This window comes from Pseudoclavibacter sp. AY1F1 (genome assembly GCF_002931075.1).
Lineage (GTDB): Bacteria > Actinomycetota > Actinomycetes > Actinomycetales > Microbacteriaceae > Pseudoclavibacter.
Genome location: NZ_PSTQ01000007.1, coordinates 62,830 through 75,903 on the forward strand (window position 1 = coordinate 62,830; position 13,074 = coordinate 75,903).

Annotated in this window: 12 protein-coding genes; 1 reads left to right on the forward strand and 11 read right to left on the reverse strand. The window is 67.0% G+C overall.

The genetic code is table 11. The features are described from left to right. Positions 1–37: 37 nt before the first annotated feature. From guaA to groES, 8 genes are all read right to left on the reverse strand, one after another. Positions 38–1,645, reverse strand: a complete 1,608-nt coding sequence (guaA, locus tag C5B85_RS11800) for a glutamine-hydrolyzing GMP synthase (protein ID WP_104286227.1) — start codon at positions 1,643–1,645, stop codon at positions 38–40. Between the two features lie 52 nt (positions 1,646–1,697). Continuing rightward, positions 1,698–2,237 carry a DUF3817 domain-containing protein gene (locus C5B85_RS11805; protein ID WP_104286228.1) on the reverse strand — a complete coding sequence of 180 codons (540 nt, stop codon included), beginning with the start codon at positions 2,235–2,237 and terminating at the stop codon, positions 1,698–1,700. A gap of 5 nt (positions 2,238–2,242) precedes the next feature. Then, positions 2,243–3,193 (reverse strand): SURF1 family protein, encoded by a 951-nt coding sequence (locus C5B85_RS11810; protein ID WP_104286229.1) that lies wholly within the window; start codon positions 3,191–3,193, stop codon positions 2,243–2,245. Then, on the reverse strand, positions 3,193–5,037 hold the full coding sequence (locus C5B85_RS11815) for a glycerol-3-phosphate dehydrogenase/oxidase (RefSeq protein ID WP_104286230.1): 1,845 nt from the start codon (positions 5,035–5,037) through the stop codon (positions 3,193–3,195). Before C5B85_RS11815 ends, C5B85_RS11810 begins: the two co-directional genes overlap by 1 nt. Before the next feature lie 92 nt (positions 5,038–5,129). Continuing rightward, positions 5,130–6,254: a GuaB3 family IMP dehydrogenase-related protein gene (locus C5B85_RS11820; RefSeq protein ID WP_104286231.1), complete on the reverse strand. Its 1,125-nt coding sequence runs from the start codon at positions 6,252–6,254 to the stop codon at positions 5,130–5,132. An 81-nt stretch (positions 6,255–6,335) separates the two neighbouring features. After that, the gene (gene guaB, locus C5B85_RS11825; RefSeq protein WP_104286232.1) at positions 6,336–7,841 is read right to left on the reverse strand and encodes an IMP dehydrogenase; all 1,506 of its coding nucleotides are present in this window, start codon (positions 7,839–7,841) and stop codon (positions 6,336–6,338) included. Positions 7,842–7,972: 131 nt separating this feature from the next. Continuing rightward, positions 7,973–8,911 carry an EamA family transporter RarD gene (gene rarD / locus C5B85_RS11830; protein WP_258070752.1) on the reverse strand — a complete coding sequence of 313 codons (939 nt, stop codon included), beginning with the start codon at positions 8,909–8,911 and terminating at the stop codon, positions 7,973–7,975. Between the two features lie 135 nt (positions 8,912–9,046). Continuing rightward, the gene (gene groES / locus C5B85_RS11835) at positions 9,047–9,340 is read right to left on the reverse strand and encodes a co-chaperone GroES (protein WP_068479200.1); all 294 of its coding nucleotides are present in this window, start codon (positions 9,338–9,340) and stop codon (positions 9,047–9,049) included. 138 nt (positions 9,341–9,478) lie between these two features. On the opposite strand from groES, the gene C5B85_RS11840 reads away from it, so the two are divergent. Continuing rightward, on the forward strand, positions 9,479–10,696 hold the full coding sequence (locus C5B85_RS11840) for a class I SAM-dependent methyltransferase (RefSeq protein WP_104286336.1): 1,218 nt from the start codon (positions 9,479–9,481) through the stop codon (positions 10,694–10,696). A gap of 26 nt (positions 10,697–10,722) precedes the next feature. Here C5B85_RS11840 and C5B85_RS11845 read toward each other — a convergent pair whose 3' ends face one another. The 3 genes from C5B85_RS11845 to C5B85_RS11855 form a co-directional block, all read right to left on the reverse strand. After that, a complete protein-coding gene (locus C5B85_RS11845) occupies positions 10,723–11,466 on the reverse strand; it encodes a hypothetical protein (RefSeq protein ID WP_104286233.1) in 744 nt (247 codons plus the stop codon). Positions 11,467–11,568: 102 nt separating this feature from the next. Further along, positions 11,569–12,228, reverse strand: a complete 660-nt coding sequence (locus tag C5B85_RS11850) for a hypothetical protein (protein ID WP_104286234.1) — start codon at positions 12,226–12,228, stop codon at positions 11,569–11,571. 156 nt (positions 12,229–12,384) lie between these two features. Next, a complete protein-coding gene (locus C5B85_RS11855; protein ID WP_104286235.1) occupies positions 12,385–12,996 on the reverse strand; it encodes a DUF4190 domain-containing protein in 612 nt (203 codons plus the stop codon). Positions 12,997–13,074: the final 78 nt, after the last annotated feature.

Below are 13,074 nucleotides of genomic sequence, written 5' to 3' on the forward strand. Positions count from 1 at the left end.
GATGTGCATCCCCGTTCGGCTCAGCTCTCGCCGAGGACTACTCCCACTCGATGGTTCCCGGCGGCTTCGAGGTCACGTCGAGCACCACACGGTTCACGTCGTCGACCTCGTTCGTGATCCGGTTCGAGATACGGGCAAGCAAGTCGTACGGGAGGCGTGTCCAGTCAGCCGTCATGGCATCCTCGCTCGAGACTGGGCGCAAGACGATCGGGTGGCCGTAGGTGCGGCCGTCTCCCTGAACGCCCACAGAACGCACGTCGGCGAGCAGCACAACCGGGCACTGCCAGATCTCAGTGTCGAGGCCGGCAGCGGTCAGCTCCTGGCGCACGATCGCGTCGGCCTCGCGGAGCAAATCGAGGCGCTCCTGGGTGACCTCGCCGATGATCCGGATGCCGAGACCCGGGCCAGGGAACGGCTGACGGGCCACGATGGGCTCCGGCACACCGAGCTCGCGGCCGACGGCGCGGACCTCGTCCTTGAAGAGCGTGCGCAGCGGCTCGACGAGCTCGAACTGCATGTCCTCCGGAAGACCACCGACGTTGTGATGGCTCTTGATGTTCGCCGTACCGGTGCCGCCACCGGACTCGACGACGTCAGGGTACAGGGTGCCCTGCACGAGGAAGCGGATGCGCTCCCCCGACTCCTGGGCCTCCTTGATGAGGTCGACCTCGGCCTGCTCGAAGCTGCGGATGAACTCGCGGCCGATGGTTTTGCGCTTGGCCTCCGGGTCGGTGATGCCTGCCAGTGCCGTGAGGAACTGCTCGCGTGCATCCACGGTCACGAGGCGAACGCCGATCGCGTCGACGAAGTCCTCCTCGACCTGGCGCCGCTCGTCTTGGCGAAGCAGGCCGTGGTCGACGAACACGCACGTGAGCTGGTCGCCCACCGCCTTGTAGACAAGGGCAGCCGCGACGGCGGAGTCGACGCCGCCGGAGAGGCCGCAGATGACCTTGGCGTCACCGATCTGCTCGCGGATGCGCGCAACCTGCTCGTCGATGACGGACGCGGGCGTCCAGTCGCTCGGAATGCCGGCGGCGCGGTGCAGGAAGCCCTCGATGAGCGCCTGACCGTGCTCCGAATGCAGCACCTCAGGATGCCACTGCACGCCGTACAGGCCGCGCTCGGTGTTCTGGAACGCCGCCACTGGCGTGTCCTCCGTCGTGGCAAGCACCGTGAAGCCCTCAGGCGCGCGGGCAACGGAATCGCCGTGGCTCATCCACACCGTCTGCTCGCCGGGCTGACCGTCGAGCAGGCTCGACTCGCCCGCCTCGAGCTTGACGGCGGTGGAGCCGTACTCGCGGCGGCCCGTCTTCGCGACCTCCCCACCGAGCTGCGTCGCCATGACCTGGAAGCCGTAGCAGATGCCAAGCGTCGGAACGCCGAGCCCGAGGATGCCGGCATCGAGCGACGGAGCCGCCTCGGCGTACACGCTCGAGGGGCCCCCCGACAGGATGATGCCAACTGGGTTCTTCGCGGCGACTTCTTCTGCCGAGATCGTGTGCGGCACGATCTCCGAGTAGACGCTCGCCTCGCGAACGCGCCGAGCGATGAGCTGCGCGTACTGTGCGCCGAAATCGACGACGAGCACGGGGCGCTGATCTGTCGACTGCTGAGGAGCTGCGGCCTGCGGGTCGGTGGTTGCCATGGACACCTTTCGGGTGGTGCAGAGAATGCGGCTGGAAAAGATGGGTGAGGCGCTACTTCGAGCGACGCTCGTGCTCGGCCAGCGACTGCTGTACGTCGCTTTCGAGCTGCTCGCGCTCCGACTCGCTGAGGCTCGCCTCGAATTCGCGGAGCTCCTGCTCCTCGCCATCTGCGGCGAGTCGCTGCTCTTCGCGGAGCACGAGGTCGCGCTTCGCCCGGCGGGACATGAACCACTCGGTGATGAACGACAGGAACGGCACGATACCGCCGGCCGCCATCGCGATCAGCCAGACGATCGGCCAGCGCATCTGCTGCCACAGCACGTAGGAGGCGATGAGGTACACGACGTAGAACCAGCCGTGCACGATGAGCACCCAGAGGCTCAGGTTGAGCGCCGTCGTCGTGTCCTCCTGCACGAGGGCGATGAACCCGAACGGGCCGAACGCCTCGACCTCGAGGTGGAAGACGTACTTCAGGAACATCTCCACGCACAGCAGGAGCAGCAGCACGCCCGTGACGTACGCCGTCACCTGATAGAAGCGGAGCGCCCGTCGGAAACCGGGATTGGCATTCAGCAGGGCGTCGTGAGGCATGGCCTCTAGTCTAGGCGAACGGCCTCGCCCTTCGTTCGCTCGTCGAGCATGGCTTTCAAGCGGTCGCGTTTGAACTGCTCCGCCAGCACGCTCGGCGCCTCCGAGGCCTCCCGGCGTTCCTTCTCGAACTCGTCACGCACGAGGCGCCACCACATGAAGATCGCGAATCCGGCGAAGAGCGCCCATTCGATCGCGTAGAAGATGTTGAGCCAGTTGAGCTGCGGCGCTTCGAGCGCCTGCTGAGTGATCGCCGCGATCTCGCCCGTACCACCCGCTGCGCCGAGCACGGACTGCATCGAGGCTTCGTCGAGGCTCACATAGACGCCGTAGTTCTGGTCCGCGGGCTCTGCCCAACGGTTGATGAGGTGCGTCGGCGCCATGGCCGTGAGCGCCTGCGGGTCGTCGCCGCGGTTCACCTGAGGCGCCTGCCCGTATTCGAGCCGGCCAGCAAGCTCGAGCTCGCTGTCGCTTTCCCCGTTTTGCAGGCGTGTGGCCAGCTCTCGAGCCGAGGCCTCGTCCTGTGTCCACCCCACCGCGACAGCGAGACCGGGGGCCTCGTCTGCGACAGTGAAGGCGCCTGCCTCATCGTCCGTTACGGCGACGTGCCCGATGACCCAGTACCCGAGCGCCTCCCCCTGGAGACGGTCGGCGACGACGTCGAAATCACGCGCATCTACAACACCCTCGAACGTCACCTGCCGCCCGACGGCGGCGTCAGCGATGCGCTCCTGCGGCTGCGCCAGCTCGCCGAGACCGACGGGCGGCTGAGTCGCGTCCTGAGCAACGGTCTGACCGTGCTCGAGCGACAGGAAGGCCGACTCCAGTTGCCAGCGACCCAACCAGGCGAAAATCGACGCGATGACAAGAGCGAGGGCAAGCACACCCAACCATTTGGGGCGGACGAGCACTCGAGCCATCGACGGTGACGCTGGCTGGGCGCGGGCAGCTGAGGACATTACGACTTCTGGGCGTCCTTCGACTCGGCCTTCGCGGTTGCAGCTTCGACATCGGCAGTCTCATCGACCTCGATCATCGGAAGGGACGGGGCGGTCCCGAATGGCGTGTTGTCGCCGGCGTGACCGAGCACGGAGTCGATGTCGGGGGCCTCGAGGCGAATGCGGTCGGCCGACTCGTCGTCCGGCTGCTCCTGGCTTGCGAGCTCAGCGGCGACGCGCTCCACGTAGGTGTCGATTTCGCGCTGGGTGCGCTCTTCGTCCCAGCCGAGCGCGTCAGCCATGAGGCGAGCGGCAACCGGGGCCGCTGAGATGCCGCGGTCCCATGCCTCGATCGAAATGCGGGTGCGGCGGGCGAGCACGTCGTCGAGGTGCAGCGCACCCTCGTGTGTCGCCGCATAGGTGATCTCGGCCTGCAGGTAGTCGTCGGCGCCCGGCATCGGCTCAGCCAGCTTCGGGTCCTGACGGATGAGGTCGAGGATCTCGTCCGTGAGCGTGCCGTAGCGGTTCAGCAGGTGCTCGATACGCACTCGGTGAAGACCGAAGGCTCGAGCGATCTTGCCGCGCCGGTTCCAGGCTGCCTTGTAGCCGACGGCGCCGAGCAGCGGGATGTCCTTGGTCGTCGAGACGGGGATCTTGCCGTCGAGCGCATCGGCCGCTGCGTCGATCGCGTCCTTCGCCATGATGCGGTAGGTCGTGTACTTGCCACCCGCGATGAGCACGAGGCCAGGCACGGAGTGCGCGACCATGTGCTCGCGGGACAGCTTTGAGGTCTCGTCCGACTCGCCGGAGAGCAGCGGACGCAGACCCGCATAGACGCCTTCGACGTCGGCGCGCGTGAGCTTCACCGCGAGGACCTCGTTGACGTGCTTGAGGATGTAGTCGATATCGGCTGCCGTCGCAGCCGGGTGCGCCTTGTCGAGCTTCCAGTCGGTGTCGGTTGTGCCGATGATCCAGTGGCGGCCGTTCGGGATGACGAAGAGCACGCTCTTCTCCGTGCGGAGCAGAAGGCCCGACGCGGACTGGAAACGGTCACGCGGTACGACGAGGTGGACGCCCTTGGACGCGCGCACCCGGAAGGACGCGCGCTCGCCGACCATCTTGTTGGTGTCGTCGGTCCACACGCCGGTCGCGTTGACAACCTGCTTGGCGCGGATCTCGAAGCGCTCGCCCGTCTCGAGGTCGACGACCTGGGCGCCGACCACGCGCTGGCCCACCTTGAGGAAGCCCTCGACGCGGACCCGGGGCGCGACGTGCGCGCCGTAATACGAGGCAGTACGGGCGAGTACCGCGACGAAGCGCGCGTCGTCGACACCCGCGTCGTAGTACGTGAGCCCGCCGGAGAACGAGTTCTTGGAGAGCCCTGGCGACATCTTCGCAACCTGGCTGCGCGTGTAGTGACGGTGCATGGGCACACCGGGCTTGACCTCGCCCGTCTTCGCGAAGAGGTCGTACATGAGCATACCGGCACCGATGTAGAAGCGCTCGAGCGGGTTCTTCAGCGGGTACAGGAAGCGGATGGGCTTGACGAGGTGCGGGGCGAGCCGCTGCAGGAGCAGACCACGCTCGAGCAGTGCCTCCCGAACGAGCCCGAAGTTCATCTGCTCGAGGTAGCGGATGCCGCCGTGGATGAGCTTCGACGAGCGGCTGGACGTGCCGGACGCGAAGTCGCGAGCCTCGACCATGCCGACGCTGAGGCCTCGCGTGACGGCATCGAGCGCAGCACCCGCGCCGACGACGCCGCCGCCGACGACGAGCACGTCGAGGTTCTTGGTCTTGAGGGATTCGATCGCCGCAGCACGTTCCTGCGGGCCGAGCTTGTCGCTTCGAGAGACGCTGTTCGCCATAACCTGCTCCTCGTTCTCAGTTGCTGCTTGTAGGGGGAAGTCTGAACGCCGAACCTTTGACCGAGCCGTCAGCCGGCTCCGCGATGGTGCGGCTAAGCCGTCGGCGTGTAGGGCGCCACGACCATCTCGGCCCGCTGGAACTCCTTGAGCTCCGAGTAGCCGGTTGTCGCCATCGCGTGGCGAAGAGCGCCGGTGAGGTTCGAGATGCCGTCCGCGCTGTCTGCCGGTCCAGCGACGATCTCCGCCATCGGCGCGACCTGGCCAACCTGCACGCGGTTTCCGCGCGGGAGCTTCTCATGGCGTGCCTCCGCACCCCAGTGCCAGCCGCGTCCAGGTGCATCCGTCGCGCGCGCGAGCGCCGCACCGATCATGACGGCGTCCGCGCCGGAGGCGATGGCCTTCACCAGGTCACCGGAGGTGCCGATGCCGCCATCCGCGATGACATGCACGTAGCGTCCGCCTGACTCGTCGAGGTAGTCGCGACGAGCGCCAGCGACGTCTGCGATGGCCGTCGCCATTGGGGCGTGGATGCCGAGCACACGACGCGTCGTCGAGGCAGCTCCACCGCCGAAGCCGACGAGCACGCCAGCCGCGCCGGTGCGCATGAGGTGCAGAGCGGCCGTGTAGGTCGCAGCCCCGCCCACGATGACGGGCACGTCGAGCTCGTAGATGAACTGCTTGAGGTTGAGTGGCTCCTGGTTACGGGAGACGTGCTCGGCAGACACGGTCGTGCCGCGGATGACGAACAGGTCGGTGCCCGCCTCGAGCACGTCGTTCATGAACTGCTGCGTGCGCTGCGGTGACAGGGCACCCGCGACCGGCACTCCTGCCTCGCGGATCTGCTGCAGGCGCTCCTTGATGAGCGTGCCCTTGACTGGCTCGCGGTAGATCTCCTGGAGCTTGGCCGTGGCCTGCTTCGCGGGAAGGTCAGCGATCTGGGCGAGCAGCGGGGCCGGGTCGTCGTAGCGAGTCCACAGGCCCTCGAGGTCAAGCACGCCAAGGCCGCCGAGCTTGCCGAAGCCGATCGCGGTCTCCGGTGACATGACCGAGTCCATTGGGGCGGCCAGCAGTGGGATGTCAAACGTGAACGCATCGATCTTCCACGTGATGGAGACATCCTCCGGGTCACGGGTTCGCCGCGATGGCACGATGGCCACATCGTCGAAGGAGTACACGCGGCGGGCTCGCTTTGCGCGGCCGATCTCGATCTCAGTCACCTGCCTAGCCTAGCCCTCCCCCGTGCTCGCTGCTGCGGCGCGGCGGCGGGGAGACCCCGACGCGCCGCGCCGTCCAGACTGCTAGCGCCGGTAGTTGGGCGCTTCCGACACCATCTGCACATCGTGCGGGTGCGACTCCTTGAGGCCCGCCGGCGTGATGCGGACGAAGCGGCCCTTCTCCTTGAGCTCTGGCACTGTGCGCGCGCCGACGTAGAACATCGACTGGCGCAGCCCGCCGGTGAGCTGGAAGACCGACTGCCGGATGGAACCGCGGTACGCGACCTTGCCCTCGATGCCCTCGGCGATGAGCTCGTCGTCGCTCGGAACATCAGCCTGGAAGTAGCGGTCCTTCGAGTACGAGGTGCGCTCGCCGCGCGACTGGAGCGCGCCGAGCGAGCCCATTCCGCGGTAGCTCTTGTACTGCTTGCCGTTGACGAAGATGAGGTCGCCAGGCGACTCGTCGGTGCCCGCAAGCAGCGAACCCACCATGACGGCGGATGCGCCGGCGACAAGCGCCTTCGCGATCTCCCCCGAGTACTGGAGGCCGCCGTCAGCGATGACCGGCACGCCTGCGGGAGTCGCGGCGAGCGACGCCTGGTAGACGGCCGTGACCTGCGGCACGCCGACGCCTGCGACGATACGCGTCGTGCAGATCGAGCCGGGACCGACACCGACCTTGACGGCGTCTGCACCCGCATCCACAAGCGCCTGCGCGCCCTCGCGGGTTGCGATGTTGCCGCCGACGACCTGCACGTGGCCCAGCACCGGGTCGCTCTTGATGCGTCGGATCATGTCGAGCACGCCGGCCGACTGACCGTTGGCCGTATCGACGACAAGCACGTCGACGCCGGCCGCCACGAGTCGCTCCGCGCGCTCCCAGCCGTCGCCGAAGAAGCCGATCGCAGCACCCACGCGCAGGCGTCCCGCGTCGTCCTTCGTGGCGTTCGGGTACTTGTCGCTCTTATCGAAGTCCTTGACCGTGATGAGTCCGGCGAGCTTGCCCTCTCCATCGATGAGCGGGAGCTTCTCGATGCGGTGCTTGCCGAGGAGCTTGTACGCGTCATCGCCCGAGATGCCGACCGGCGCAGTGACGAGGCCCTCCCCGGTCATGACCTCGTGCACACGGGTAGAGCGCTTCTCCGACTCTGGAACGAAGCGCATGTCGCGGTTCGAGATGATGCCGACGAGCTTGCCGGTCTCCTCGTCCACAACGGGGAGTCCGGAAACGCGGTACTGGCCGCAGATCTCATCCACCTCAGCGACCGTCGCGTTCGGAGTGGTCGTGACGGGGTTCGTCACCATGCCGGACTCCGAGCGCTTGACGCGGTCGACCATCTCGACCTGGTCGTCGATCGACAGGTTGCGGTGCAGAATGCCCATGCCGCCCTGGCGCGCCATGGCAATCGCCATGCGCGCTTCCGTGACCGTGTCCATGGCCGCCGAGATGAGCGGGACGCGGAGGCTGATGCCTCGCGTCAGCTGCGTCGTCGTGTCCACCTCAGACGGGATGACGTCGGTGTGCCCAGGAAGCAGCAGCACATCGTCGTAGGTCAATCCGGTGAAGCCAAAGGGGTCCGACTCGGTCATTACGCTCCAGGAGGTATCTGGGATGCGCCGTTCGGCGGCATCCTCATGGTTCGGGAAACAGCTCAGTGGTGGTGGAACAGCCCAAGCCCCGGACGCATTCCCGGGACCGCGGACTCCTCAGCCTTCGAGTCTCAACCTCGTGTCGGCGGACCGAGTTCATCCGCGACCGAGGGAATCTTGGCGCCAAGTCTAGCCGTCCGCACGAGGTCGACAGTGAAGAGGATGAGCGCGACCCAGACGATCGCGAAACCGATCCAGCGCTCCAGCGGCATGGGTTCCGAGAAGACGGCGACGGCGAGCACGAACTGCAGAATCGGCGCGATGTACTGCATGAGTCCGAGCTCGATGAGCCGCAGGCGCCTGGCGGCGGCGGCGAAGAGCAGGAGTGGAACGCTCGTGACGACTCCGGCGAAGAGCAGGACCCCCGTGTTGGCCGGCGAGATCGTCCCGAACGTGATGCCGCCCCCGAAGAGGATCGTCCACACGAGGCAGATCGCGCCGATGGGGAGGATCAGAGTGGTCTCCACGGCGAGGCCGGAGAGCGCATCCGCCTGCACCCCGACGCGTTTCTTGACGAGCCCGTAGAGGCCGAAGGTCATCGCGACACCGAGACCGAGCCACGGGATGCGGCCGTAGCCGAGCGAGATGACCAGCACCGCCACAAGCGAGAGTCCGACGGCGACCCACTGCAGAGGACGCAGCTTCTCCCGCAGGAAGACGAGCCCGAGCGCGACAGACACGATCGGGTTGAGAAAGTAGCCAAGTGCGGCGTCGAGCGTATGCCCCGTCGCGACGGCCTGCACGTAGAACAGCCAGTTCGCCGAGACGAGAATGCCTGCGATGCCGAGGCCGAGCACCACGCGCTTCTTCGAGATGAGTTCCCTGAACGGCCGCCACGCTCGCATGATGAGCACGCCGAGCAGGCAGAAGACGACGCTCAGGATGATTCGCCAGGCGATGAGCTCAACGGGGGTCGTCGGCGCTGTTGCCACCACGTAAAGGGGCATGAACCCCCAGAGCGCATACGCGCTGAACGCCAGCCAGAGGCCGGACCGAGGAGATTCCGTCACCTCGCGATCGTACGCCCGCGTGGAGGCCCGGCGAGCCGCCGCCCGGAAACACGAATGGCGCCCGACCCCGGAGGGTGGGCGCCATCACGCGACGTTCAGTCCCGAAGGACCTGGCAGTCTCAGTGAAGCGGGAGACTAGACGATCTTCGCGAGGATGTCGCGAGCGGAGAGCACAAGAAGCTCCTCGCCGCCGTACTTGACCTCGGTTCCGCCGTACTTGGAGTAGATGACCTTGTCGCCGACCACGAGGTCGAGCGGCACGCGGTTGCCGTTGTCGTCGATGCGGCCGGGGCCGACTGCGACAACTTCACCCTCCTGGGGCTTCTCCTTGGCGGTGTCCGGAATCACAAGACCCGAAGCCGTGGTCTGCTCGGCTTCGACCTGCTTGATGACGATGCGATCCTCGAGCGGCTGAATGTTCACCGACACGGTTGACCTCTTTCTCAGCGATAGGAAGTTCAGAATTAGCACCCTCCCCATGAGAGTGCTAACTCCGAGTGTAGGGGCGATGCGGCGGCAACTGCAACGCGGTGACGCCTCGTGGCGTACGCCGGTAGCGTAGTGACGGTGCAACGCGACGAACTCCTGGCCCTCCTCACCCCCGAGGCGATGACGCTCCTCGACGACGCGCCAGCCGTCGAATCCTCGGCCGACGCGCTTGCGCTCGTGACGAAGCTGCGGGCCGCCGGCGGCTCGCCTGAGGTCGTGGCCGCCGTCGTCACGCAGTCGAAGCTGAGGCGCCGCGCGGTCGCCAAGTTCGGCCCGTTCGCCGAGCGGATGCTCTTCACCGACGCCGGCCTCCAGCAAGCGACGCGCCTGCAAGTCGCCGCCCACCACGCGAACCGGTTCAGGCAGGCTGGCGCCGTGAGCGTCGCGGATCTCGGCTGCGGAATCGGCGCGGACGCCATGGCGTTCGCCTCGCTCGGGCTCGAAGTCACGGCCTACGACCTTGACGAGGTCACGGCAGCGATTGCGGCCCACAACCTCGCCCCGTTCCCCAACGCGCGGGTCAAGCACGGGCGGGCGGAGGACGTCGATCTCGGAGGTTTCGAAGCCCTCTGGTTCGACCCGGCCAGACGCACCACCAGCGCAGGAGGCACGGCACGGCACTTCGACCCGGCCGACTGGAGCCCCGCCCTCGACTTCGTCTTCGCGGCTGGCCGTGAGCGACCCACCGGCATCAAGCTCGGCCCCGGCATCGACCACGCGTACCTCCCGGACGATGCCGAGACGCAGTGGGTCTCGTCCGGTGGCGATCTTGTCGAGGCGACCGTGTGGATGCACGACACGGCCAGGGCTGGCATCCGTCGGTCTGCGCTTGTCATCGGCAAACAAGGCACCGACGAGCTCACGACCAGCGAGAAGGTGCACGACGCCGAGGTCGGCCAGCTGGGTGCCGTGCTCTACGAGCCGGATCCTGCCATCATCCGCGCGCGGCTCATCGGCGACCTCGCGCGCTCCCTCGGCGCGACGATGATCTCCGAGAGCATCGCGTGGATGACCTCGGACGAGTTCACCTCGACGCCCTTCGCGAGCGCCTTTGCCGTCCGGGAGGTGCTTCCGCTGCACACTTCATCGCTCAAAAGCGAACTGCGGAAGCGCGGCATCGGGATCCTCGAGATCAAGAAGCGCGGCGTCGACATCGACCCCGCGGAGTTCAGGCGCAAGCTTGCACTCAAGGGTGACCTGTCGGCAGTGCTGATCCTGACGAGGGTCGGCGACAAGCGAGTTGCCATCCTCGCCGACCGCCTGAGCGCGGGAAGCGGTCCGAGCTCAGAGAACTGAGGCAGCCGCCCGGAGTCTGATCCGAGTCAGACGGTCAGGACGACAATGAGCGTCGCGATCGCGACAAGCACTGCGAGGCCACCCGTCACGAGTCCGACGATGCCGAGCGTTCGGCCAAGGCCCTTGGGAGAGCGAAGCCCGGCGATGCCGAGGCCCACGGCTCCGAGGCCGAACACCAGCGACACGATGTACGCCCATCCCGGGAGCAGAAGGAGGAGCAACGCAAGAGCACCGAGTGCGACCGCGATGATGCCGAGCACGGGCGCTGGGGCTTTGGGCTGCTGCCCGTAGCCCTGGACCCCGAACTGCTGGCCGGGCTGCTGACCATATTGAGCCTGCTGCGTTGGCGCGTACTGTCCCTGCTGTGGGGCGCCGAACTGCGGCTGGCCGTACTGGTCCTGCTGCGGCTGGCCATACTGCGGCTGACCGTACTGATCCTGTTGGGGCTGCCCGTACTGCTGCGCTGGAGCCTGTTGCGCGGGGGCCGGATGCTGACCGTACCCGCTTCCGTAGCCCGGCTGCTGCTGGCCGTAGCCGCCATCACCCTGCCCGTAGCCGGACTGCTGCTGGCCGTAGCCATCCGGCTGCTGCCCAAACTGCTGACCGTTCGGCTGGGGATCCTGCCCGTACTGTGACTGAGGTTGCCCGTACGTGGGCTGCCCGTACTGGGCCTGGCCGGGCTGCTGCGCGCCGTACGGGGGCTGCCCGTTCTGCGGCTGGCCTCCCTGGTGGGGCTGCTGCGGGTACTGGGGGCCGTTCGGGTCAGACATGGTGTCCTTCTCAGTCGTCGACAAGGCTGCAGATACTGGTCAAGCTTAGAGTGCGGGCGGATGCATCCGCCCGCACTCTCGCTGAGTCCTGTCAGCTGATGATCAGTATCCGCCGTACCCCATGTCGTTGAACGCCGCCATGAAGGTGATGATGCTGAACACAACCAGCACGACGTTCAGAACGATCGCGCCGATCGAGACCCAGAATCCTGCCGTCCGGAGCGCCCCGGCCTGGGGCTCCCTGGTCTTGGCGAGGATCGCGCAGATGAGTCCAGCGATGCCGAGCGGGAGTCCGAGGATCGGGAGGAGGCAGAAGATCACGCCAGCTCCACCGAGCACAAGCGCGACGATACTGAGCGTTCGCTTCGGAGCGGTCGACTGAGCGGGGTATCCGGGAGTCGCGTAGCCCTGAGGTGCGCCGTATCCGGGAGCCTGCCCCTGCGTCTGCGGAGCTCCGTAGGCGGGAGCAGCGCCAGCCGCAGCCTCACCAGCGGTTGGTGCCTGACCGTACGGGGCAGCGCTCGGGGTAGCCGCGGGCTCACTCGGCGGCGTGTAGCTCACAGAGCCCGATGCAGTCGGCGGCGTGTAGTCAGTGCCAGACACGGAGGGTGGCGTGTAGTCGGTCCCAGAAGCCGAAGGCGCCGAGTAGTCAACCGACTCTGCAGGCGGTGTGTAAGCGGCAGGCGCCTCGTACTGGGGAGGAGTGCTTCCCTCTTCTGGAAGCTTGGGCTTGTCGCCTGGGACCTGGTTGCTATCGCTCATTGCGGAGCTCCTTCCGGTTCACCGTTCTCGCGGTGCTTGGGGTTGGTGTTCACGTGCGTGGAGCAGGTGACGCCGAACGTGCGGGCGTGCGCCATTTCCAAGGTTCCCAGGGTTTGACTGGGAACCGTCACACAAGGTTCGGAGATGCTGTCGCCCTTAGTACGAGCTGAGGCCGCCGAGGAGACCGATTCCGCCGAAGAAGAGCAGAGCCAAGACGATCAGGAGCAGGAACCCGAAGACCGAGATGAATCCGAGCACGATGGACGTGATGGCGAGGGCGCGACCACGCGGCTCGCGTCGGAGCGCAATGAAACCGCAGACGATTCCGGCGATACCGACCATCCACCACACGAACTGCAGGACGGGGATGAGGGCGACGAGGAACGAGCCGCCGCTGAGGCAGAGCGCAACGATGCTCAGCGTGAGCGCTCCGGCCCCGGATGCCCTCGGGGTGGTGTACGGAGCAGGAACGTAGGGGGCGATCGGGTAGGCGAGGTGCTCCGGTGGCGCGGCCGGACCGCCGCCTGCGAATCCCTGACCGTATCCGTTCGGAGCGGAGCCGCCAATCGGGAAACGAGGGTCGGGGTTGGCGGGCTCTCGATAAGCGGGCTCGGGGTAGTTCGGCGTGGAGAACAGCGGGGCATGCGCGCCTGGCGCGCCAGCCCCACGGCCGTCATCCTGCGCGTCTCGGAGCTCGTCGGCTGGTCGTGCGCCTACGTTCGGGGCGGCGATCCGCTCACCGGGGTTTTCTGGTGTTGACCAGGTCATGTCCGCTCCTTTCGAAGGGTCTTGGGATGCTCCCACGATACGGCGGCGACCGAGTCACCGCGTCATACCGATGGCCAC